Genomic DNA, 21,249 nt, shown 5'->3' on the forward strand with positions numbered 1-21,249 from the left:
GCGCTGGAGCCCTTTTTGGCATTAAATGGTCAGTGGAAGTCGCGGCTTCCCTCCAACACCCCTGCCAGTCGCCCCAGCATCCCCGTCAGGTCCCGGCACCGCTGCAGCACCAGGTGCCGCACGGCCGCCTCGGCCCCCGGAGCCCGGGTGCACTGCCACACGCCCTCCACCGCCAGCAGGCGCGAGCGCAGCAGCGCCTCCCGCCAGCGCTCCAGCAGCGCCGGCCAGACGATCACGTTGACCGGCCCCGTCTCGTCCTCCAGCGTGATGAACATCGTGCCCTGCGCCGAGCCCGGCCGCTGGCGCACGGTGACGATGCCGCACGCGCGCACGCGCCGGCCCTGGGGCGCGGCGCGCAGTTGCAGCGCGGTGGCGACGCGCAGGCGCGCGAGCCGCTCGCGCAGCAGGGCCAGCGGATGGCGGCGCAGGGTGAGGCCGGTGGCGGCGTAGTCGAACAGGATGTCCTCGCCCTCGGGCGCGGCGGGCAGCGCCAGCGCGGCCTCGCCGAAAGGCGCGTCCTGCAGCAGGGGCGGCGCGCGCAGCTGGGCGGCCGCGTCCCACATCTGCTGCCGTCGGTGGCCCGAGAGCGCGCGCAGCGCGTCGGCCGCGGCCAGGGCTTGCATCTCGTGGCGATTCAGGCGGGCGCGCAGGGCCAGGTCTTCGGCGCTGGCGAAGGCGCCGGCCTCGCGCGCCTGCACGAGCCGCTCGGCCGCCGCTTTACCCAGCCCCGCCACCAGCCGCAGGCCCAGGCGCACGGCGGGCTGCGGCGCGCACACGCCGCGCATCGGCGCCAGGGGGCCTTCGAGCGTGCAGTCCACGCCGCTGGCCGCCGCGTCCACGGGCAGCACGCGCACGCCGTGGCGGCGCGCATCCTGCACGAGCTGCGAAGGGGGGTAGAAGCCCATGGGCTGGGAGTCGAGCAGCGCGGCGAGGAAGCACGCGGGCTCGTGCCGCTTGAGCCAGCTGCTGGCATAGGCCAGCATGGCGAAGCTGTAGGCGTGGCTTTCGGGAAAGCCGTATTCGCCGAAGCCCAGGATCTGCTGGAACAGGCGGTCGGCGAATTCCAGCGGGTAGTCCTGCGCAAGCAAGCCTTGCTTGAACTTGTCTTCGAAGCGGTGCACGCCGCCCTTGCGCTTCCACGCGGCCATGGAGCGGCGCAGCTCGTCGGCCTCGCCTGCGGTGAAGCCCGCGCCGTCGATGGCGATCTGCATCACCTGCTCCTGGAAGATGGGCACGCCCAGCGTGCGCTCCAGCGCGTCGCTCAGCTTCGGGTATTCGATGGGGAACTGCGCGTCGGGGTCCTTTTTCCACAACTGCCGGCGGCGTTCGCGCGCCTGCAAATAGGGGTGGACCATGCCGCCCTGGATGGGCCCGGGCCGCACGATGGCGACCTGCACCACGAGGTCGTAGAACTCGCGCGGCAGCAGGCGCGGCAACATGCTCATCTGCGCGCGGCTTTCGATCTGGAACACGCCCACGGTGTCGGCCCGGCAGATCATGTCGTAGGTGGCCACGTCGTCCTGCGGGATGTCGGCCAGGTCCCAGCGCTCGCCGCGCAGGGCGGCGCGCGCGTCGAAGCAGCGGCGCAGCGCGCTCAGCATGCCCAGGGCGAGCACGTCCACCTTGAGCAGGTCCATGGCGTCCAGGTCGTCCTTGTCCCACTGGATGATGGAGCGCCCTTCCATGGCGGCGGGCTCCACGGGCACGAGGCGCGTGAGCTTGTCCTCGGTGAGCACGAAGCCGCCCACGTGCTGGCTCAGGTGGCGCGGCGTGCCGCGCAGCGCGCGCGCCAGCTCCAGCCACAGCGCCGCGGTGTGCGCGCCCAGGGGCTCGCCCAGGCCGGCGGCCAGCGCCTGCAGGTGGTCCTGCGCGTGCACGTCGTCGAACCAGTGGTGCTCCCTGGCGAAGGCGTCCACCAGCGCGTGGGCCACGCCCAGGGCCTTGCCCACGTCGCGCAGCGCGCTGCGCGTGCGGTAGGTGATGACCACGGCGGCGATGGCGGCGCGCTCGCGGCCGTATTTTTCGTAGATGTACTGGATCACCGTCTCGCGCCGATCGTGCTCGAAGTCCACGTCGATGTCGGGCGGCTCGCCGCGCTCCCTGCTGATGAAGCGCTCGAACAGCAGGCGTGTCCGCGACGGGTCCACCGCGGTGATGCCCAGGCAGTAGCACACGGCCGAGTTGGCGGCCGAGCCCCGGCCCTGGCACAGGATGCCCTCGCTGCGCGCGTAGCGCACGATGTCGTGCACGGTGAGGAAGTACATCTCGTAGCCGCACTCCGCGATCAGCGCCAGCTCCTTGGCGAGCTGCTCGGCCACGCCCTCGGGCACGCCCTGCGGGTAGCGGCCGCGCGCGCCCTCCCAGGTGAGCCAGGCCAGGGTCTGCCGCGCGGTCATGCCGGACAGCACGGTTTCCTGCGGGTAGCGGTAGCGGATCTCGTCGAGGCGGAAGGTGCAGCGCGCCGCCACCTCCAGCGTGGCCGCCAGCAGCGCCGGCGGGTACAGGCCCGCGAGTTCGGCGCGCGGGCGCAGGCGCTTTTGCGCATGGGGCTGCAGCGCGAAGCCGCACTGCGCCACGGGGCGGCCCAGGCGCACGGCGGTGATCACGTCCTGCAGCGGCTTGGCCTGGCGCGAATGCATGTGCACGTCGCCCGCGGCCACCAGCGGCAGGCCCAGCCGCGCGCCGGCCTGCGCCAGCGTGCGCAGCCACAGCGCGTCGTCGCAGGCGCCGTGCAGCTCCACGGCGAGCCAGCAGTTTCCACAGCCGAACAGGCCTCTGGCGCTTTCCAGGCAAGCGCAAGCAGCTATCAAATCGGAAGCATCCGGCAGCGCCTCGCGGCACGGCGCCAGCAGCAGCTCGCAGCCGCGCAGCAGCGGCCAGGGCGATTGCGCGTCCACGCGGTAGCCGCCCTTGCCGGCCTGCGCGCGCGCGGCGGTGATGAATTCGCACAAATCGCCCCAGCCCTGCAGGTCGCGCGCCAGCGCCACGATGCACAGGCCGCCCCAACGGAACTCGCTGCCCGCGATCAGCCGCAGCCCCGGCTCGCGCGCCGCCGCGAGGTGCGCGCGCACCACGCCGGCCACGGAGCATTCGTCGGTGATGGCCAGCGCCGTGTAGCCGAGCCGGGCCGCCCGCTCCACCAGCTCGGCCGGGTGCGATGCGCCGCGCTGGAAGCTGAAGTGGGTCAGGCAGTGCAGCTCCGCATAGCCAGGCAGGGCCGTCATGCGTACACCCCCTGCAGGAACCAGCCGCCCGTGGCCCGGTCGCGAAACACCCAGACCCAGCCGGCCTCGGGGCCGTGGGCCACGAAGTAGTCGCGCTGCGCCAGGCCCTCCTCGGCCTCGCCAGGAGCCTCCCACCAGCCGGCTTCCACGCGCTGCGGGCCGGCCAGCAGGCGCAGCGGCTGGCCGTGCAGGCAGGGGCGGTCGCCCCGCAGCGCCAGCGGGCGCGGCGGGCGCACCAGCCAGGCCGGCCAGGGCGTGCCCGCCTGGGCGCCCTCGGGCAGGGCTGGCGCGCCGCCGGCCGGGGCCTGCAATGCGGGCTGCCAGCGCTGCATGCGCTCGGGGCGGTGGTCTTGCACGGGCTCGGGCACCTGCACGCATTGCGGCCCCAGGCGGGCCGAGAGGCGCTCGACCAGCTGGTGCCAGGGCTCGCCCGGCTGCGCCTGCCCCTGCGGGGGCAGCAGGCTGGCGCTGTCCTGGGGCAGCGCGGCCGTCTGGAGGCTGCGCAGGGCCAGGCGGTCGGCGGGAGCGGCGAGGCGCTGGCGCGCCAGGCGCTCGGCCAGCAGCCGGCGCAGGTGGGCCGTGCCCTGCACGGCCTGGGCGGTGCGCAGCTCCAGGCGCTGCCAAGCGGGCAGGTCCACGCCGTCGATGCGGCGCAGGTCGTGGTGCCAGGCCACTTCGAGGGCCAGCACGCCCTGGTGGCGCGCGCGCAGCCAGCCCTGCAGCGCGTCGAGCAGGCGCTGGCCGGCCCACAGCAGCGCGTCGGCCGTTTCGGCACGCGCGGGCAGCTCCACCTCCAGGTCGAAGCGCTCGGGCAGCACGATCCAGTCCAGCGGCAGCGGCCTGTCGCCCCAGCCCTGGTCCAGCGCCTCCAGGCTGGCAGCGCCGAAGCGCCGGGCCACGCCCGCGCGGGGCAGCGCACGCAGCGCGCCCCAGGTGCGGCAGCCCAGGTGCTGCAGCGCGCCGGCGTGCGGGCGCAGCGCCGTCAGCGTGGCGACGGGCAGGTCGTGCGGCACCCGCCGGGGCGCGGGGCGGCCCGCGCGCCGCAGGCGCAGCAGCGCCAGGGCCTGCAGGGCCGTGGGGGCCTCGGCCCAGTCCCCGTCGCCGAGGTCGCCCGGACCGCCTCCGGAGGGCTGCGGCGCCTGCTGGCGCAGCAGCGCGCGCAGGGCGCCGCGCCCGCCCCAGAGGCGCTCGGTGCCGCTCACTTCGAACAGCAGGGCCTCGTCCAGCAACGCCACGCAGGGCGTGAAGCGCAGCGCCCACCAGCCCTGGGCGCCGGCGGGCAGGCCGGCGTCAGCGGCCGGCGGCAAGTGCCAGGCCAGCCAGTACATGGCTTTCCTCCCGGGGCGGCGCCATGCCCCACGCCGCCATCTGCGCCTGCCGGCGCCGCCAGGCCTGCGCCTGCAGGGCGGCGGCCAGCCGCTCGCCGCGTGCGGGCAGCGCCACGGGCTGCTCCAGCGGCGGCCCGCGGCGCTTGAGCACATGCACCTGCAGCACGTCGCCGCGCGCCTGCAGCCACAGGCGCAGGGGCGCGGGGCTGGCCTGCTGGCGCATGCCCTCGGGGCGCACGACCCACAGCAGCCGCTGCTGCTGCGCGGCCGCCAGCTGCAGGCGGCGCAGCATGGCGGCGCTGGCCTGCGGCAGCCAGGCGAGCACGGCCCGCACGTCGGCGCAGCGCAGCGCCTGCTCGCAGGCCCAGGCGGCGCCCGCGTCCCTGCCGCCCGGCGCGGGATGCACGCAGCACAGCCGCTGCGCCGCGATGCCGGCCTGCCGCAGCGCGGGGGCGAACGGCTCCAGCGGCGGCGCCACGAGCACGGCGCGCCCTGCCCCGCCCGCCAGGTGGGCGGCCAGGGCGGGCGCCAAGAGCGTCCATTCGTGGTGCGCCTGGGGCGGCTGCAGCACCTCGCTCAAGGCGCCCAGGGGCCAGCCGCCGCCGGGCAGCTGCGCGTTGAGGGCCGCGTGGCCCGTGTCCACGGTGCGCTGCTGTGCGTCCGCCCAGGCCTGGCCCCGCCAGACGCCGGGCAGCGCGCTTGGGCAAAGGGTGGGAGGGGCGGACATTGCGACGAAAATACTGTATAAAAATACAGTCTATCACCGCGCCTGGATCCTGTCATGCGCGCACGAGCACGACGCCCAGGACCAGCAGCGCACCGCCTGCCAGGCGCTGCCCGCTGATCGGTTGCCGCGCAAGCCCGAAGCCGCCGAAATGGTCGAGGAGCAGCGAGCCCGCCATCTGCCCGACGACGATCAGGGACAGCACCTGGGCCGCGCCCAGCCGGGGCACCATCAGGATCGCCACGGCAATGAAGAACGCGCCGAAGAGCCCCCCGCACCACGCGACCCACGACGCAGGCGCCGGCGTCAGGCCCGCCAGGGACAGGCCGGGGCCGGGCGCTGCCAGCGCGACCGCGGCCATCGCGACGCACCCGACGAGGTAGCTGACGAATCCCGCCCACCAGGGCGAGCCGAGCTGCGTGCGCAGGCTGGCGTTGAGCACCTGCTGCAGGGCCACGCTCATGCCCGCCAGGACGACGAGCAGCGAAGACAGGAGAGGCGGGATGGCGGGAAGGAAGGTTTTCATGCATTCAAGCGTAGGGACCGTCCCCGGCCCCGTCTTGAACGCATGTGATCAGGCGCGGAGATAGCGCCCCGGGCTCACGCCGAATGCCTGCCTGAATGCGCGCGTCAGGTGGCTCTGGTCGGCAAAGCCGGCGCCCGCCGCGGCGTCTGCGATGGCGGCCCCGGCGCGCAAGCCGCTGCGCGCCAGGTTCAGGCGCTGCAGCAGCCTGTGCACCTGGGGCGCAACGCCGTGCTGCGCACGGAACATCCTCGAATAGTGCTCTCGGCTGATGCCGCGCGCGTTGGCCGCCGCCGCCACGCTCGCCGCCGGTGCGATCCACAGGCGTTCCGCGCGGTGCTCCCGCACGTCCGCTGGCACCGCATCCGCGCACCGGTGCGCCTGGGCCAGCGCCAGCACGTCTTGCCAATCTCCCACCCGGCCCGCGCGCCAGGCGCGCTCCAGGTCCAGGCGCAGGGCATGCCCGGCATGGCACCCGGGCGGAAGGTACAGGTTCACGCAGCGGACGCCCTGCGCCTCCGCGAAGGAGCGATGGATGGCCCCGGCAGGAATGCAGAGCGCCTGGCCCGCCTCCACGCAATGGAGGACGCCGCCCACGGCGATGCGCCGCCGTCCCTGCAGCACGAGCACCCACTGGTCTTCTTCATGGAAATGGGGCGGCAGGGCCACCTGCCGTCCGGCCACGGTGCCGATCTCCACCGCGTGCGCCGCCGCCGGGGCGCGCCAATAGGACCAGGGGCCCGCCATGCCGCCGGTCAGGCCGCGGCAGGCTTCAGGCGCGCGGTGCAGGCGTCGCGCCAGTCGGCGACGGCGGCGTCGCCGATGTCGGCGCGCTCGGCCAGCTTCGGCCAGCGGCCGTGGGTGGCGTCGAGGATGACCTGCAGCTGCCACAGCGCCTCGCGCCCCAGCAGGGCCAGTTCGGCCAGGCTCTGGCTGTCGCCCTGCAGGTGGGGCAGCGCCTCGGCCTGCTGCTCGGGGTGGGAGCCGGCCTCGTAGAGGGTCTTCTGCAGCGCGTCCAGCCGCCGCGCCACGAAGGCGCAGGCGCGGCCGGAATCGGCGGCCAGCCATTCGGGCGGCAGCGGGGCGCACAGCGATTCCCAGGTGCCGAAGGCGTCGGACAGCAGCGCGACGATGTGCTCCACCTCGTCCAGGGCCACGTCCACCTGGGCCTGCACGGCCTTGATCTGCAGCACGGGCAGCAGGCAGGCCACCAGCGCGGGAGGAAACTTGCGGTGATTCAGCCGCAGGGTGAGCGACAGGCGCTGGGCGGGCGCGTCATCGGCGTATTTCTCGAAGAAGGCCGTCGCCACCTCGGACACTAGCAGGATCTGGCCCATGGGCGAGATCTCCTCCCCGCGCATGCCACGCGGATAGCCGCTGCCGTCCATGCACTCGTGGTGCTCGAGCACCGCTTGCTCGACGGACTTGGGGTAGAGGCCCTGCGAGCGCACCACCACCATGGCGGTGACCGGGTGGGCCGTGAGCTGCTTGCGCCCCACGCCCGTGACCTTGTGCGTGGGGTCGTGCCAGACCGGGTCCATGTGCAGCACGCCGATGTCGTGCAGCAGCGCCGCCGTCGCCAGCGGCACGCATTCGCGGTCGCTCCAGCCGCTCTTGATGCCCAGGTACACGGCCATCAGCATCATGCGCACGCTGTGCTCGAACAGGGCCGGGTGCTGCTCGCGCATGACCGTGAGCTTGAAGGCCAGCGGCGGCGGCAGCAGCAGGCCGCGCAGCGGCACCAGCAGCCGGTCGCGGGCGCCCTCCTCCAGCGTGTGGACCAGCAGGTAGGCCAGGGTGTCGCTCTCGCACTGCGCGCTGGCCAGCTGCACGAGCGCGGGCACCGTGACCGCGTTGTCCACCGCGAGGTGGCTGTCGATGCGCCCGCGCAGCTTGTAGCGCACCAGCCGGTCGTAGAGGCGGCTGTCCACGCGCGCTCCCTTGTCCACCAGCTTGATGCCCTTGTCCGTGTAGATGGCCTCGTTCGTCACCACGTTGCAGCGGTCTGCCATGTCGGTGACGGCGCGCAGGTAGTGCGGGTTGTCTTCGGCGCCATCGGGGGCGAGGGTCTGCTCGGGGGCGTTCATGCAGGGGGAAATGTCAGCGGATGTTGCCGCCGACTATAACGGCGGCGCCCATGAAAAAGCCGGGCATGCGCCCGGCTTCCCGGCTCGGGCCCGCAGGGCCCGCAACCCTCTCAGCGCAGCAGCGTCACGCCGGTCTTGGACTGCACCTCGTCGAAGCCCACGTCCGGCGCCAGTTCCACCACCTTCAGGCCCTGGGGGGTGACGTCGAACACGCCCAGGTCGGTGATGATGCGGTCCACCACGCCCACGCCGGTCAGCGGCAGCGTGCACTGGGGCAGAATCTTCAGGTCGGTCGTGCCGTCCTTCTTGCGGGCCACGTGCTCCATGAGCACGATCACGCGGCCCACGCCGGCCACAAGGTCCATGGCGCCGCCCATGCCCTTGACCATCTTGCCGGGGATCATCCAGTTGGCCAGGTCTCCGCGCTCGCTGACCTGCATGGCCCCCAGGATGGACAGGTTGATCTTGCCGCCGCGGATCATGGCGAACGACTGGTCGGAGCCGAAGATGGACGAGCCGGGGATGGTCGTCACCGTCTGCTTGCCGGCGTTGATGAGGTCGGCGTCCACCTGGTCCTCGGTGGGGAACGCGCCGATGCCCAGCATGCCGTTCTCGGACTGCAGCCACACTTCCTTGTCGCCCGTGTGGTTGGCCACCAGCGTGGGAATGCCGATGCCGAGGTTCACGTAGAAGCCGTCCTGCAGCTCTTGCGCCGCGCGTGCGGCCATCTGGTCTTGGGTCCAAGGCATGGTTCAGGCTCCTGCTTTTTCGGTGATCGTGCGCTTCTCGATGCGCTTCTCGGGCGTAGGGTTGTGCACGATGCGGTGCACGTAGATGCCCGGCAGGTGGATCTCGTCGGGCTGGAGCTGGCCCAGCTCCACGACCTCCTCCACTTCCACGATGCAGACCTTGCCGCAGGTGGCGGCGGCGGGGTTGAAGTTGCGCGCCGTCAGGCGGAACTGCAGGTTGCCGGAGGTGTCGGCGCGCCAGGCCTTGACCAGCGACACGTCGGCCACGATGGAGCGCTCCATCACGTAGGTCTGGCCGTCGAACTCGCGCAGCTCCTTGCCTTCGGCCACCTGCGTGCCCACGCCGGTCTTGGTGAAGAAGGCGGGGATGCCGGCGCCGCCCGCGCGCATCTTCTCGGCCAGGGTGCCCTGGGGCGTGAACTCCAGCTCCAGCTCGCCTGCGAGGTACTGGCGCTCGAACTCCTTGTTCTCGCCCACGTAGCTGGCGATCATCTTCTTGATCTGGCGCGTCTCCAGCAGCTTTCCCAGGCCGAAGCCGTCGACGCCCGCGTTGTTCGACGCGATGGTCAGGTCCTTGACGCCGCTGTCGCGCAGCGCCTCGATCAAGGCCTCGGGGATGCCGCACAGGCCGAAGCCGCCGACGGCCATGAGCTGGCCGTCGGCGACCACGCCCTTGAGCGCCTCGGCCGCGGAGGGATAGAGCTTTTTCACTGCGTGTCTCCTGGTTTGGGGGTATTGAATGCGCTACGATACTACGTACCCCTTTAAGTAGTTTTCCCTAAATAGTTGTACCCATGGACGTTGCCGACTACCGCCTGGCCTTCGAGATGGCTCCCGTGGGACTGGTGATCTCGCGCAACCGCACCATGGTGGACTGCAACCGCCACGTGTGCGAGATGTTCGGCGCCTCGCGCGAGCTGCTCATCGGCCAGTCCTTCCGCATCCTCTACCCCACGGCCGACGAGTACGAGCGCCTGGGCAAGCGCATGGAGCCCATCCTGAACGCCAAGGGCCACTACGCCGACAACCGCATCATGAAGCGGGCGAGCGGCGAGATCTTCTGGTGCCACGTGTCGGGCCGCGCGCTCAACCGCGAAGACCCGCACTCCTCGGGCATCTGGAGCTTCGAGGACCTGAGTGCCCAGCGTCCCGTGCGCGCCGAGCTCACCGCGCGCGAGCGCGAGGTGGCCGCGCGCCTGCTGGACGGCATGACCTCCAAGGAAATCGGCCGCGCGCTGGACATCAGCCACCGCACGGTGGAGATCTACCGCGCGCGCCTGATGCGCAAGTACAGCGCCTCCACGGCGGCCGACCTGGTGCAAAAACTCATGGCCGGTTGAAAAACGATAGCTGCTTGCGCTTGCCAGGCAAGCGTTTCATGGCAAAAACACCTTCAAACCTTTGTACAGCAAGCGCAAGCAGCTATCGTTTTCAGTGCAGCTTGAGCCGCCCCGAGACGCGCTGCTGCAGCAGCCGCGCCAGCGCCAGCACCGCCGTCTTGCCCAGCCCAAGGATGGCGCGGTGGTGGTTCAGGTGCAGCGAGATGTACATCCACTTGGCGATCAGCCCCTCGACGAAGAAGTTGCGCCCGGCCAGGCCCCCCATCAGGTTGCCCACGCCCTTGTTCTCGCCCAGCGAGACGAGCGAGCCGAAGTCGCGGTACCGGAACGGCTCGGCCACCTCGCGCTCGTTCAGCAGCGCGACCAGCACGCGCGCCAGGTAGTCCGCCTGCTGGTGCGCGGCCTGCGCGCGCGCCGGCACCGTGCGGCCGTCCACCCACGGGCAGGCGGCGCAGTCGCCCAGCGCCAGCACGCCGGGGGAAGAGGTGTGCAGCCGCTCGTCCACCACGAACTGGTTGAGGCGGTTGACCTCCAGCCCCAGCGTGGCGTTCATGTCGGCCGCCTTGATGCCGGCGGCCCAGACCACCATGTCGGCCTGGATCTCGCCCGCGGAGGTGACCAGCACGCCCGGGCGCAGCTCTAGCACGCGCGTGGCCGTCATCACCCGCATCTGCTTGCGGCGCAGCGCCACGGCGGCCTGGCTGGAGATGCGCTCGGGCAGGCCGCCCAGGATGCGCTCGCCCGCCTCCACCAGCGTCACGTCCAGGCGGAAGCGCTGGCTGCTGCCCAGGCTCTCCAGCAGCTCGGCATGGGCTTCGAGCAGCTCGGCCGACAGTTCCACCCCCGTGGCGCCCGCGCCCACGATGGCGATGGACAAGGCGCGCGCCTCGGAGAAGGAGGCCCGTGCGCAGGCGCTCAGCCAGTCGGCGTGGAAGCGCTGCGCGTCGCGCACGTTCTCCAGCAGGTAGGCGTGCTCGATGCCCGGCGTGCCGAAGGCGTTGGAGCCGCTGCCCAGCGCCAGCACCAGGCGCGTGTAGCTCAGCGTGCGCGCGGGCACCACCTCCTCGCCGCGCGCGTTGTGCAGGGCCGCCAGGGCGAGCGTCCTGCGCCCGGCATCCAGCCCCGCCAGCTCGCCCATGGCGAAGCTGAAGTGGTTGCGCCGCGCCAGCACCGTGTACGACAGGCCCTCCTGATGCACATCAAGCGTGCCGGCCGCCACTTCGTGCAAGGTCGGCTTCCAGATATGGAACGCGAACCGGTCCACCAGCAGCACGCGCTCGCGCCCCTGGCGCGGCCCGAGCTGGCGCCCCAGCCGCGCCGCCAGTTCCAGCCCGCCCGCGCCGCCGCCCACGATCACGATGTCGAAATGCATGCGCCCATCCTTTCCTTGCATGCAGTGTAGAAGGCAGCGGCTATGGCGGCGTTGCAGAAATTCAATGGCTTTTGTCTTGCCCTCAACATAGTAAATGGCAATAATTTTCTAAAAATAAATAGTTGTTATCTATTTATCGCCACTGAAAGAAGGAGTACGACCATGACCCACCGCCTCACCACCGCAGCCGGCGCCCCCGTCGCCAACAACCAGGACTCGCTCACCGCCGGCCCGCGCGGCCCCATGCTGCTGCAGGACCTGTGGCACCTGGAGAAGCTCGCCCACTTCCACCGCGAGGTGATCCCCGAGCGCCGCATGCACGCCAAGGGCTCGGGCGCCTACGGCACCTTCACCGTCACCGGCGACATCACGCGCTACACCCGCGCCAAGGTGTTCTCCGATGTCGGCAAGCAGACCGATCTGTTCGTGCGCTTTTCCACGGTAGCGGGCGAGCGCGGCGCGGCCGATGCCGAGCGCGACATCCGCGGCTTCGCCGTGAAGATGTACACCGAGGAAGGCAACTGGGACCTCGTGGGCAACAACACGCCCGTGTTCTTCTTCCGCGACCCGCTCAAGTTCCCCGACCTGAACAAGGCCGTCAAGCGCGACCCCTACACCAACCTGCGCAGCCCCGAGAGCAACTGGGACTTCTGGACCGGCCTGCCCGAGGCGCTGCACCAGGTCACCATCGTGATGAGCGACCGCGGCATCCCGCGCGGCTACCGCCACATGCACGGCTTCGGCTCGCACACCTACAGCCTCATCAACCAGGCCGGCGAGCGCCACTACGTGAAGTTCCACTGGGTCTGTCAGCAGGGCATCGAGAACCTCTCCGACGCCGATGCCGCCCAAGTGGTCGCAGGCGACCGCGAAAGCAGCCAGCGCGACCTGCTCGAAGCCATCGACCGCGGCGACTTCCCCAAGTGGAAGCTGTGCGTGCAGATCATGACCGAGGAGCAGGCGCAGACCTACCGCTTCCACCCATTCGACCTGACCAAGGTGTGGAGCAAGAAGGACTACCCGCTCATCGAAGTCGGCGTGATGGAGCTCAACCGCAACCCCGACAACTACTACGCCGAGGTCGAGCAGGCCTCGTTCGCGCCGAGCAACCTGGTGCCCGGCATCGGCCCCTCGCCCGACCGCATGCTGCAGTCGCGCCTGTTCTCGTACTCCGACGCCGCGCGCTACCGCCTGGGCGTGAACCACCACCAGATCCCGGTGAACGCGCCGCGCTGCCCCGTGGCCCACTACCACCGCGACGGCGCCATGCGCGTGGACGGCAACTTCGGCCGCACCATCGCCTACGAACCCAACACCAAGGGCGAGTGGCAGGAGCAGCCGCAGTACGCCGAGCCCGTCGAGAAGCTCTACGGCGACGCCAGCCGCTGGAACTACCGCGAGGACGACGCCGACTACTTCACCCAGCCCGGCGACCTGTTCCGCCTGATGACGCCCGAGAAGCAGCAACTGCTGTTCGAGAACACCGCACGCGCCATCGCGGGCGTGCCGCAGCACATCGTGGACAAGCACATCGCGCACTGCACCCAGGCCGACCCGGCCTACGGCGCGGGCGTGAAGGCCGCCATCGAGGCGCAGCGCGCAGGCAAGCTGTAAACGCGGCAGCCGGGGGCGCTCAGCGCTCCCCGTCCTGGCCGCTGCCGGCCCAGAAAAGCTGCCCGGTCCCGACCGGCACCGCAACGTGATCGAGCAGCGCCAGGCAGCCGTCATGGCCGATGCGGAAGATGCTGAAGCCGGCCGGACAGTCCTCGACGCCCGTGTCCGTGCGCCGCTGGCTGGCCTGCCGCAGGGCAGCCACCAGCAGCCGGCCGCCCTGCGCGATGGCGATGCAGCGCGCGTGCAGGCCGTGCAGCGGCGTGGTCTGTATCCGTACCGGCTCGCCCGTGCGCGCATCGAGCCGGAAGACCACGATGCTGTTTTCGCCACCCGCCCAGACCATGTGGGGCCCATCCGGCACCACGGCGTGCGAGCGGTTCACCGCATAGGCGAAGCGGCCGTTGGGATGCAGTTCCAGCGCACCGGCGAGCTGCGGGCGGTGGATGCGCTCCGGGTGCTGCAGCATGCCCACGGTGCAGGCCGGCTGCGCGGCGATACGGCCCTTGCAGACGTGGAACATGGCCAGCGCGTTCTGCCGCTCCAGCACGGCATACATCCAGGGCGCCGTGGGATGGAACGCGCAGTTGCGCGGACCGAAACCGAAGCCGCCCCGTGGCGAGACCACTTGCACGAGCCTCGCCTGATCCTGCTCGATGCGCAGCACGCGCAGCGATCCGGGGTTCTCTGCACGCTCCGCCGTGGCATCGTCGCCGCGGCAGGTCAACAGCACCTCGTCGCTGCCGGGCACGGGCAGGATCTGGTGCGGGAACCAGCCCACGAGATCCGCCCCTTCCCAATGGCCGATGCATCGGTCCACCCTGCCCTCCCCGTCCAGCGCATGCACGGTCACCGCGGCAGGCAGGTTGTAGGCGATGAGCAACCGATGCCCTGCAAGATCGAGCGCTGCATGGATGGGCCGGTGCGGCAGGGCGATGGGATCCATCAGCATGCGCATCGCCCCATCCACTGCGACCAGCGCCAGCCAGTGCCGGTCGCCCCGGCTGTCCACGCCGCCATTGCTGCAGGCCACGTACAGCAGCGCACGCGCGGGGTCGAGGCAGGCGTACTGCACGTTGCAGGGCATGGCCAGCGCGGCGATCTCGCGCATGCGGCCGTCCGCATCCAGTGCGTAGCGGATCAGTCGGTCGCCGACTGCCGCGAAGAAGTATTCCTCACCCTCGGCCAACGATGGGGAAGTGCCCGCCACGAACGTCTCCTTGTAAAGGTATGCCTGGCGATGATGGCGATACCCATCCCGCCTGCCAATCCGTTACGCATTGCGTAACACCCTGCCGCATGGCTACCATGCCTCCATGTCCACACGCCCGCTGCTCCAGCCAACCAGTGGCACACCACCGGAACTGTCCCGCGACCACGTGCAGGCCGTGCACCGCGCCATGTCCATCCTCACCGCCTTCCACGGCGACGAGCAGTTCCTGCCCCTGGCCGAGCTGGCACGCCGCACCGGCATGCACAAGCCCACGGCGCTGCGGCTCGCACGCACGCTGGCGCTCTCGCGCTTCCTGGTGCAGCGGGGCGACGGCGCGTGGCGGCTGGGCCCTTCCGCGGGCTGGATCGGCTCGCGCTACCAGGCCCAGTTCGACGTGGAATCGGCCATCGAGCCCATCCTGCGCCAGCTCTCCGCGCTCACCGGCGAAAGCGCCTCGTTCTACGTCTACGAAGGCAATTTGCGCAGCTGCCTCATGCGCTGCGACGGCCCCACCGCGCGGCCCGACCATCCACGCTCCGGCGAACTCCTGCCGCTGGAGCTGGGCGCGCCCGGCCGCGTGATCCTCGCGGCCCTCGGCCAACCCGGCGACATGTACGAACGCATCCGCCGCCGCGGCTACCACTACGCGCGCGCCGAGCGGGCCACCGGTGCGGCCAGCGTGGCAGCGGCCGTGCGCGGGGCGCAGGGCATGGTGCTGGGCGCCATCAGCACGTCCGGCCCCGTGGAGCGGCTGACCATCGCCTTGCTGCGCCGCCATGCACCGCACACCGTGGCCGCCGCGCGGCAACTGGGCGCGGCGCTCGGCGGCATGCCGGCCACGGCGCTGCGCGCCACCTGGCATCCGTAAGCCCTTTGCCATTACGCATTGCGTAACGCATTGCAGCTGCCGTCGGCGCCGGATTCCAATGCGCCCCCATGACCCCAAACCCGCCCCGGCAGCAGCTCGGCCCCGCGCCGAACGCCCGCAGCCACCTGCCTCCCCGCCTGCGCGGCATCCTTTCGCTGGGCGACCTCGAAGCTGCCGCCCGCCGCACGCTGCCGCGCCCCATCTTCGGCTACCTGCAAGGCGGCGTGGAGGACAACGTCACGCTGCAGGCCAATACCTCGGCCTTCCGCCAATGGCTGTTCCGCACCAACGTGCTGGTGAACGTCTCGCGCCGCGACCAGGCCACCACGCTCATGGGCACGGCCTACCGCGCGCCCTTCGGCATCGCGCCCATGGGCCTGTGCGCGCTCTTCGCCTTCGAGGGCGACCTGGCCCTGGCCCGCGCCGCCGAGGCCGCCGGCATTCCGTTCGTGCTGAGCGGCGCGTCGCTGACCCCCATGGAGCGGGTTGCGCAGGCCGCGCCCACCTGCGGCTGGTTCCAGGCTTACATTCCCGGCGAGCCCGCGCACATCGAGGGGCTGGTGCAGCGCGTCACGCAAGCAGGCTTTCGTACGCTGGTGGTGACGGTGGACACCGCCACGCTCGCCAACCGCGAGAACAACGTGCGCGTGGGGTTTTCCACGCCGCTGCGCCCCAGTCTGCGCCTGGCTTGGGATGGCCTCATCCGCCCACGCTGGCTGCTGGGCACGCTCGCCCAGACGCTGGTGAAGAACGGCATGCCCCACTTCGAGAACGCCGGCGCCGGCCGGGGCGTTCCCATCATCTCGCGCAGCGTGGTGCGCCAGTTCGGCCTGCGCGACCACCTGAACTGGGAACACCTCGCCCTCATCCGCCGCCTGTGGACGGGCAAGCTCGTCGTCAAGGGACTGATCTCGGCAGACGACGTGCGGCGGGCCGAGCAGGCCGGCGCCGACGGCGTAATCCTCTCCAACCACGGCGGCCGGCAGCTCGACGGCACGGCGCCGCCGCTGCGCACCGTGTCCGAAGCAGCTCGCGTGAAGGGCAGCATGGCGCTCATGCTCGACAGCGGCGTGCGCCGCGGCACCGACGTGCTCAAGGCCCTGGCCCTGGGCGCGGACCACGTGTTTGTCGGCCGCCCCATGGCCTATGCCGCCGCGGTGGGCGGGCAGGCCGGCGTGGCGCACGCCATCGGCCTGCTGTACGACGAGATCCACCGCGACATGGCCCTGCTGGGCGTGTCCTCGCTGGCCGAGCTGAACGACGGCCACCTCATCCCCGCTTGAAGAAGGAGACACCCATGCAAACCACCCTCACCCGGCGCGCCGCACTGGCGGCCACGCTCGCCACGGCATTCGGCCCGCTGCCCAACGCGCTGGCCCAGCCGGGCGGCTACCCCGCCCGGCCCGTCAAGGTCATCGTGCCCTTCGTGCCCGGCGGCAATGCCGACAGCACCGCGCGCATCTTCGCCGAGGCCTACGGCCAGCGCCTGGGCCAACCTTTCGTGATCGACAACCGCGGCGGGGCGGGCGGCATGATCGGCACCTCGCAGATGGTGCGCTCCGAGCCCGACGGCTACACCCTGCTCATGGGCACGACCGGGCCCATCGTCTCCAGCTGGCAGATGGCGGGCAAGGCGGCCACGTATGGCCTGAAGGACATGAAGCCCGTAGCCCTGCTCACGCTGGTGCCGGGCGTGCTGGTGGTCAATGCCGGCTCCGCCCTCAAGACCTGGCAGGACTTCGCGGCCCATGCCAGGGCCCGTCCGGGTGAGGTGCGGATCGGCCATCCGGGCAACGGTACGGCGGGCCACGTCAACATCCTGCAGATGCAGAAGGCGCTGGGCACGCAGTTCGTGATCGCCGGCTACAAGGGCGCCGGCCCCGCCGTGCAGGATCTGCTGGGCAACCAGCTCGACGCCGTCGCTACGGATCTGCCCTCGGCCCTGCAGTTGGTCAAGGGCGGCAAGCTGCGCGCGCTGGGCGTGGTTTTCCCGCAGCGGGTGCCTTCGCTTCCCGGCGTACCCACCATGGCCGAGGCGGGGCAGCCCGAGGTGGACATTGCCCCCTTCACCGCCGTCATGGCGCCGCGCGCCGTGCCCCAGGCCGTGGTGGACAGGCTCATCGAGACCAACGACGCCGTGCTGGCCGACGCTGCCACGCGCAAGCGCGTGGAAGACATCGGCGGCGTACCGACCAGGATGGCAACGGCGGACTTCGAGAGGTTCCTGGCGCGCCAAGCCGAAACCTACGCCGGGCTCATCCAGTCGGGGTTGCTGACGGCGGAGTGAATCCTGCGTCAGCGCCCCTGCCCGCGCAGCAGCGCATCCAGGCGCGGGTACACGCGGCGCGCGTTCTGCTCGAAGAGCTTGTGCCGCTCGGCGTCGCAGACGCCCTGCACCGCGTCCACGTAGCGGCGCGTGTCGTCGAAGTTGAAGCCGGTCTGGGGATCCACGCCCTTCACCGCGCCGAAGATCTCCGAGGCGAACAGCACGTTGTCCGCCGGGATCACCTTCAGCAGCAGGTCGATGCCCGGCTGGTGGTACACGCAGGTGTCGAAGAACACGTTGCGCAGCAGCTCCTCCATCGGCGGGCGGTTCAGTTGCTGCGCCAGCCCGCGGTAGCGGCCCCAGTGGTAGGGCACGGCGCCGCCGCCGTGCGGGATCACCAGGCGCAGCGTGGGGAAGTCCTTGAACAGATCCGACAGCACGAACTGCATGAACGCGGCCGTGTCGCCGTTCAGGTAGTGCGCGCCCGTGTGGTGGAAGTTGGGGTTGCACGAGCAGCTCACGTGCACCATGCCGGGCACGTCTAGCTCCACCATCTTTTCGTAGAGCGGGTACCAGTAGCGATCCGTCATCGGCGGATCGGTCCAGTAGCCGTCCGAAGGATCGGGGTTGACGTTGCAGCCCACGAAGCCCAGCTCGTTCACGCAGCGCTCCAGCTCCACGACGCATTGCGCCATGCCCGAGCGCGGCGACTGCGGCAGTTGGCACACGGCGGCGAATTCGTGCGGATAGAGGCGCGTCACGCGGTGGATCAAGTCGTTGCACGCCTGCGTCCAGTGCCGGCTGGTCACCGCGTTGCCCACGTGGTGCGCCATGGCGCCGGCCGTGGGCGAGAAGATCGTCATGTCCACGCCGCGCAGGCGCTGCGTGGCGAGCTGGTTCGGCTCCAGGCTGGCGCGGATCTCGTCGTCGCTGATGCGCACGTCCGGGCTCAGTGCGGGCGCGCCCGGCTCCGCGAGCAGCGCCACCTGCCGCGCGCGGTAGTCGTTGAGCGCCTTGGGCGCCGTGGTGTAGTGGCCGTGGCAGTCGATGATCATGGACGGGCTCAGTTCAGTTCGATACCGGATTCGCGGATCACCTTGTCCCACTCGGCCGATTCCTTGCGCGTGCGCTCACCCAGTTCCTTGGCCGAGGTCACGTGCAGGTCCACGCCCTGGGCCTGCAGCCGGTCGTCGAACGCCTTGTCGGCGGCGAGCGCCGACAGCGCCTTGCCGAGCCGGGCGATGACCGGCGCGGGCGTGCCCGCCGGGGCGTAGAGGGCGTACCACGTCGTGTACTCGAAGCCGGGCACGCCGGCCTTGCTGATCAGGGGAATGTCCTTGTACGCGGGCGACGGCGAGGGCCCGGTGACGGCCACCACGCGGATCGCGCCCTTGTCGATCATGCCCTTCATCGACGGCAGGCTGCTGAACATGGCCTGCACCTCGCCCGAGGCCAGGTCGGTCATGGCCTGCGACGTGCCCTTGTACGGCACATGCCGCGCCTCGATGCCGGCGGCGCGCTTGAACAGCTCGGCGCCCAGGTGCGCGAGGCCGCCCACGCCGGCCGAGGCGAGATTCACCGCGCCCGGGTGCGCCTTGGCGTAGTCGGTCAGCTCCTTCACCGTACGCACGGGCAGCTTGCTGGACACCACCAGCACGTGCGGGCTGGTGGTCACCATGCCCACGGGCGCGAGCTGCGTGAGGATGTCCACGCGGTTCTTGGCCAGCAGCGGCTGGATCACCACGTTGCCCGATGCCGCGAACAGCAGCGTGTGCCCATCGGCCGGTGCGCGCGCCACGGTGTTGAGAGCGGGCACGCCGGCGCCGCCGCCCATGTTCTCCACCACCATGGACTGGCCCAGATCCTTGCCCAGCGACTGGGCCATCTCGCGCGCGATCACGTCGGCCGGGCCGCCCGCGGCGAAGGGCACGACCACGCGGATGGGCTTGGCGGGATAGGCGTCCGCCTGGGCCAGGGCCTGCGGGGCGATCAAGGCGGTGCATGCGCACAGGGCTGCGCCGAATACGGCTCGCTTCGTCATCACGGTGTGTCTCCTGAGGGCCCTCCACATGGGGCCGCGGCGCGATGGTAGGAACGATGCGGCGCGCTGCGAAGCACGTTACGGCAGGCGTAACGCCCGCAGGGTCAGGGATGCCAGGTGGAACGCAGCGCCGCCACCGACACGCCGCCCAGCTTCCACGACAGCTGCGCCGCCGTGCGCACCACGGCGGGCGCGCAGGCCTGCAGCAGCTCCTGCGTCAGCCGCTCGATGGGGCCGGAGATGCTCACCGAGCCCAGCACCGCGCGCTGCGCGCCCTGCACCGCCGCCGACACGCTGGCCGCGCCCGCGCTGCGTTCACCGCGCGTGATGCCGTAGCCCTCGCGCCGGATGCAGTCGTAGACGGCACCGCCCTCCCCCAGCGCGGCCAGGATCACGCGGCCCGCCGAGCCCCGCTCCAGCGGCAGCAGCTCGCCCGGGCGCACGTGGTGGCGTATGCCGCGCGGCCCCTCGCAGCGCAGCAGGCAACTGCGGATGTTGTCCTCGTACACGTGGAACGACGCGCTCTCACCCGTGGCCGCGGACAGTTCCATGAGCTGCGGCTCGATGATGGCGTTCACGTCGAACTGCGCCTGGTAGCGCGCACCGATCGCGCCCGCGCTCGGGCCCAGGCGCCAAGCACCGTCGGCGCGCTGCACCAGGAAGCCCTGGGCCGCCAGCGTGCGCGCCAGGCGCAGCACCGTGGGCTTGTGCATGCCGGTGCGCCGCGCCAGTTCGGCCAGCGGCACGAAAGCCTCGTCGCCCGAGAACGCCTTGAGCACCGCGAGCGCCCGCGCCACGGACTGCACCTGTTCCATGGCGCCCTGCATGGCTCAGAAGGTGTGAATGAATCCGGCGTGCCCGAGCAGACCGCGAAAACGCGGCTGCTCTAGGCGCAAAGCGCAGCCATAGCTCGGGCTATGGCGAGCATTTGCAACGACGAGCAGGCGTGTTTTCGCGGGATGAGCGAGCATGGCGGATTCGTTCACACCTTCTCAGTGCAGCGGCAGCCCCGGCGCATCCATCGCGGCGCGCAGGATGCGGCCGTGCGTGGAGTCGGTCACGTAGAGCGTGCGCCGGTCGGCCCCGCCGAAGGCCAGGTTGGTGGTGGAGCTGCCCGGCGCGCCACGCAGCACCTGCACGGGCTCGGCCCGGCCGTTGAGCACCCAGACGTAGCCCAGGCCCGGGTTGGCGACGAGCACGCGACCCTTGGTATCCACCGCCAGCCCGTCCGGGCCGCTAGGGCCGTAGGAGGTGAAGAACTGGCTCACCTTGGCCACGCTGCCGTCGGGCAGCAGCGGCACGCGCCACACGCAGTTGCCGCGCGTGACGGCCAGGTACAGCACGCGCTCGTCGGGCGACAGCGCCACGCCGTTGGGGCTGGGCACGTTGGCCAGCAGCAGGTCGAGCTGGCCATTGGGCCGCAAGCGGTACAGGCGCCCGCTCGGATCGTGCAGCCCGCTCTGCCCCTGGTCGGTGAAATACAGGTTGCCCGCGCTGTCGAAGATCAGGTCGTTCACGCCCTTGAAGCGCTCGCTGTTGCGGCGCTGCAGGTACGGCGTGACCTGGCCCGTCGCCACATCCAGACGCATCAAACCGTTCTTGTAGTCGGTGATGAGCAGCGTGCCGGCATCGAGGAACTTCATGCCGTTGGGCTCGCCGTCGTACTCGGCCACCAGCGTCCACGCGCCCTGCGGGTCGATGCGGAAGATGCGGCCCCAGGGGATGTCGGTCACGTAGAGGTTGCCGGCGCCGTCGAACACCGGGCCTTCGAGGAACGAATCGGCCACGGCGCCGCCGCGGTTGGCGTCGGACCAGTCGCTGCGCTCGCGGCGGCGCAGCGCTTCGGGCATGGACGTGAACAGCTCCAGTTCACGGACCTGGGGGGCTTGCAGCAGAAACATGG

At 71.1% G+C, this 21,249-nt stretch carries 19 protein-coding genes; 5 read left to right on the top strand and 14 right to left on the bottom strand.

The genetic code is table 11. The features are described 5' to 3' along the window. Positions 1-29: 29 nt before the first annotated feature. From AAG689_RS10545 to AAG689_RS10580, 8 genes are all read right to left on the bottom strand, one after another. Complete coding sequence (locus tag AAG689_RS10545) at positions 30-3,224, bottom strand: error-prone DNA polymerase (RefSeq protein ID WP_406625893.1); 3,195 nt, start codon at positions 3,222-3,224, stop codon at positions 30-32. After that, positions 3,221-4,552: a DNA polymerase Y family protein gene (locus AAG689_RS10550; protein ID WP_406625894.1), complete on the bottom strand. Its 1,332-nt coding sequence runs from the start codon at positions 4,550-4,552 to the stop codon at positions 3,221-3,223. The genes AAG689_RS10545 and AAG689_RS10550 overlap by 4 nt, the downstream gene beginning before the upstream one ends. Further along, positions 4,515-5,279 (bottom strand): translesion DNA synthesis-associated protein ImuA, encoded by a 765-nt coding sequence (imuA, locus tag AAG689_RS10555; protein WP_406625895.1) that lies wholly within the window; start codon positions 5,277-5,279, stop codon positions 4,515-4,517. The genes AAG689_RS10550 and imuA overlap by 38 nt, the downstream gene beginning before the upstream one ends. Before the next feature lie 52 nt (positions 5,280-5,331). Continuing rightward, positions 5,332-5,802, bottom strand: coding sequence for a DMT family transporter (locus tag AAG689_RS10560; protein ID WP_020230344.1), 471 nt, complete (start codon positions 5,800-5,802; stop codon positions 5,332-5,334). Between the two features lie 48 nt (positions 5,803-5,850). Next, a complete protein-coding gene (locus AAG689_RS10565) occupies positions 5,851-6,546 on the bottom strand; it encodes a helix-turn-helix domain-containing protein (RefSeq protein WP_406625896.1) in 696 nt (231 codons plus the stop codon). 8 nt (positions 6,547-6,554) lie between these two features. Next, complete coding sequence (locus tag AAG689_RS10570; RefSeq protein WP_406625897.1) at positions 6,555-7,886, bottom strand: HD-GYP domain-containing protein; 1,332 nt, start codon at positions 7,884-7,886, stop codon at positions 6,555-6,557. Between the two features lie 110 nt (positions 7,887-7,996). Further along, the gene (locus tag AAG689_RS10575) at positions 7,997-8,635 is read right to left on the bottom strand and encodes a 3-oxoacid CoA-transferase subunit B (protein WP_024002166.1); all 639 of its coding nucleotides are present in this window, start codon (positions 8,633-8,635) and stop codon (positions 7,997-7,999) included. 3 nt (positions 8,636-8,638) lie between these two features. Next, positions 8,639-9,346 (bottom strand): CoA transferase subunit A, encoded by a 708-nt coding sequence (locus AAG689_RS10580; RefSeq protein WP_020230316.1) that lies wholly within the window; start codon positions 9,344-9,346, stop codon positions 8,639-8,641. Positions 9,347-9,429: 83 nt separating this feature from the next. Here AAG689_RS10580 and AAG689_RS10585 point away from each other — a divergent pair, with 83 nt between their 5' ends. Then, positions 9,430-9,975, top strand: a complete 546-nt coding sequence (locus tag AAG689_RS10585) for a LuxR C-terminal-related transcriptional regulator (protein ID WP_406625898.1) — start codon at positions 9,430-9,432, stop codon at positions 9,973-9,975. A gap of 91 nt (positions 9,976-10,066) precedes the next feature. Here the strand turns inward: AAG689_RS10585 and AAG689_RS10590 are convergent, their stop codons facing one another. Beyond that, positions 10,067-11,347 carry an NAD(P)/FAD-dependent oxidoreductase gene (locus AAG689_RS10590; protein ID WP_406625899.1) on the bottom strand — a complete coding sequence of 427 codons (1,281 nt, stop codon included), beginning with the start codon at positions 11,345-11,347 and terminating at the stop codon, positions 10,067-10,069. Positions 11,348-11,509: 162 nt separating this feature from the next. Here AAG689_RS10590 and AAG689_RS10595 point away from each other — a divergent pair, with 162 nt between their 5' ends. Beyond that, positions 11,510-12,961 carry a catalase gene (locus AAG689_RS10595; RefSeq protein WP_406625900.1) on the top strand — a complete coding sequence of 484 codons (1,452 nt, stop codon included), beginning with the start codon at positions 11,510-11,512 and terminating at the stop codon, positions 12,959-12,961. A 19-nt stretch (positions 12,962-12,980) separates the two neighbouring features. On the opposite strand, the gene AAG689_RS10600 is transcribed toward AAG689_RS10595, so the two are convergent. Then, positions 12,981-14,168: a lactonase family protein gene (locus AAG689_RS10600; protein ID WP_406625901.1), complete on the bottom strand. Its 1,188-nt coding sequence runs from the start codon at positions 14,166-14,168 to the stop codon at positions 12,981-12,983. 106 nt (positions 14,169-14,274) lie between these two features. Here AAG689_RS10600 and AAG689_RS10605 point away from each other — a divergent pair, with 106 nt between their 5' ends. From AAG689_RS10605 to AAG689_RS10615, 3 genes are all read left to right on the top strand, one after another. Next, entirely contained in the window at positions 14,275-15,039 is a 765-nt protein-coding gene (locus AAG689_RS10605; RefSeq protein ID WP_406625902.1) for an IclR family transcriptional regulator, read from the top strand. Between the two features lie 68 nt (positions 15,040-15,107). After that, complete coding sequence (locus AAG689_RS10610; protein ID WP_406625903.1) at positions 15,108-16,322, top strand: alpha-hydroxy acid oxidase; 1,215 nt, start codon at positions 15,108-15,110, stop codon at positions 16,320-16,322. A 14-nt stretch (positions 16,323-16,336) separates the two neighbouring features. Then, a complete protein-coding gene (locus tag AAG689_RS10615; protein WP_406625904.1) occupies positions 16,337-17,326 on the top strand; it encodes a tripartite tricarboxylate transporter substrate binding protein in 990 nt (329 codons plus the stop codon). An 8-nt stretch (positions 17,327-17,334) separates the two neighbouring features. Here the strand turns inward: AAG689_RS10615 and AAG689_RS10620 are convergent, their stop codons facing one another. From AAG689_RS10620 to AAG689_RS10635, 4 genes are all read right to left on the bottom strand, one after another. After that, positions 17,335-18,360: an amidohydrolase family protein gene (locus tag AAG689_RS10620; protein WP_406625905.1), complete on the bottom strand. Its 1,026-nt coding sequence runs from the start codon at positions 18,358-18,360 to the stop codon at positions 17,335-17,337. A gap of 8 nt (positions 18,361-18,368) precedes the next feature. Next, complete coding sequence (locus tag AAG689_RS10625) at positions 18,369-19,346, bottom strand: Bug family tripartite tricarboxylate transporter substrate binding protein (protein WP_406626324.1); 978 nt, start codon at positions 19,344-19,346, stop codon at positions 18,369-18,371. A gap of 104 nt (positions 19,347-19,450) precedes the next feature. Continuing rightward, on the bottom strand, positions 19,451-20,173 hold the full coding sequence (locus AAG689_RS10630) for an IclR family transcriptional regulator (protein ID WP_406625906.1): 723 nt from the start codon (positions 20,171-20,173) through the stop codon (positions 19,451-19,453). A 165-nt stretch (positions 20,174-20,338) separates the two neighbouring features. Continuing rightward, positions 20,339-21,247: an SMP-30/gluconolactonase/LRE family protein gene (locus AAG689_RS10635; protein ID WP_406625907.1), complete on the bottom strand. Its 909-nt coding sequence runs from the start codon at positions 21,245-21,247 to the stop codon at positions 20,339-20,341. Between the last annotated feature and the right edge of the window lie 2 nt (positions 21,248-21,249).

The sequence above is a fragment of the Acidovorax sp. SDU_ACID1 genome (assembly GCF_045291395.1).
Lineage (GTDB): Bacteria > Pseudomonadota > Gammaproteobacteria > Burkholderiales > Burkholderiaceae_C > MR-S7.

Coding starts and splice junctions, on each gene's coding strand:
- AAG689_RS10610 (WP_406625903.1), top strand. CDS start 15,108: ATGACCCCAAACCCGCCCCGGCAGCAGCTCGGCCCCGCGCCGAACGCC.
- AAG689_RS10615 (WP_406625904.1), top strand. CDS start 16,337: ATGCAAACCACCCTCACCCGGCGCGCCGCACTGGCGGCCACGCTCGCC.
- AAG689_RS10550 (WP_406625894.1), bottom strand. CDS start 4,552: ATGTACTGGCTGGCCTGGCACTTGCCGCCGGCCGCTGACGCCGGCCTG.
- imuA (WP_406625895.1), bottom strand. CDS start 5,279: ATGTCCGCCCCTCCCACCCTTTGCCCAAGCGCGCTGCCCGGCGTCTGG.
- AAG689_RS10625 (WP_406626324.1), bottom strand. CDS start 19,346: ATGACGAAGCGAGCCGTATTCGGCGCAGCCCTGTGCGCATGCACCGCC.
- AAG689_RS10605 (WP_406625902.1), top strand. CDS start 14,275: ATGTCCACACGCCCGCTGCTCCAGCCAACCAGTGGCACACCACCGGAA.
- AAG689_RS10565 (WP_406625896.1), bottom strand. CDS start 6,546: ATGGCGGGCCCCTGGTCCTATTGGCGCGCCCCGGCGGCGGCGCACGCG.
- AAG689_RS10595 (WP_406625900.1), top strand. CDS start 11,510: ATGACCCACCGCCTCACCACCGCAGCCGGCGCCCCCGTCGCCAACAAC.
- AAG689_RS10560 (WP_020230344.1), bottom strand. CDS start 5,802: ATGAAAACCTTCCTTCCCGCCATCCCGCCTCTCCTGTCTTCGCTGCTC.
- AAG689_RS10585 (WP_406625898.1), top strand. CDS start 9,430: ATGGACGTTGCCGACTACCGCCTGGCCTTCGAGATGGCTCCCGTGGGA.
- AAG689_RS10620 (WP_406625905.1), bottom strand. CDS start 18,360: ATGATCATCGACTGCCACGGCCACTACACCACGGCGCCCAAGGCGCTC.
- AAG689_RS10570 (WP_406625897.1), bottom strand. CDS start 7,886: ATGAACGCCCCCGAGCAGACCCTCGCCCCCGATGGCGCCGAAGACAAC.
- AAG689_RS10630 (WP_406625906.1), bottom strand. CDS start 20,173: ATGCAGGGCGCCATGGAACAGGTGCAGTCCGTGGCGCGGGCGCTCGCG.
- AAG689_RS10590 (WP_406625899.1), bottom strand. CDS start 11,347: ATGCATTTCGACATCGTGATCGTGGGCGGCGGCGCGGGCGGGCTGGAA.
- AAG689_RS10575 (WP_024002166.1), bottom strand. CDS start 8,635: ATGCCTTGGACCCAAGACCAGATGGCCGCACGCGCGGCGCAAGAGCTG.
- AAG689_RS10545 (WP_406625893.1), bottom strand. CDS start 3,224: ATGACGGCCCTGCCTGGCTATGCGGAGCTGCACTGCCTGACCCACTTC.
- AAG689_RS10635 (WP_406625907.1), bottom strand. CDS start 21,247: ATGTTTCTGCTGCAAGCCCCCCAGGTCCGTGAACTGGAGCTGTTCACG.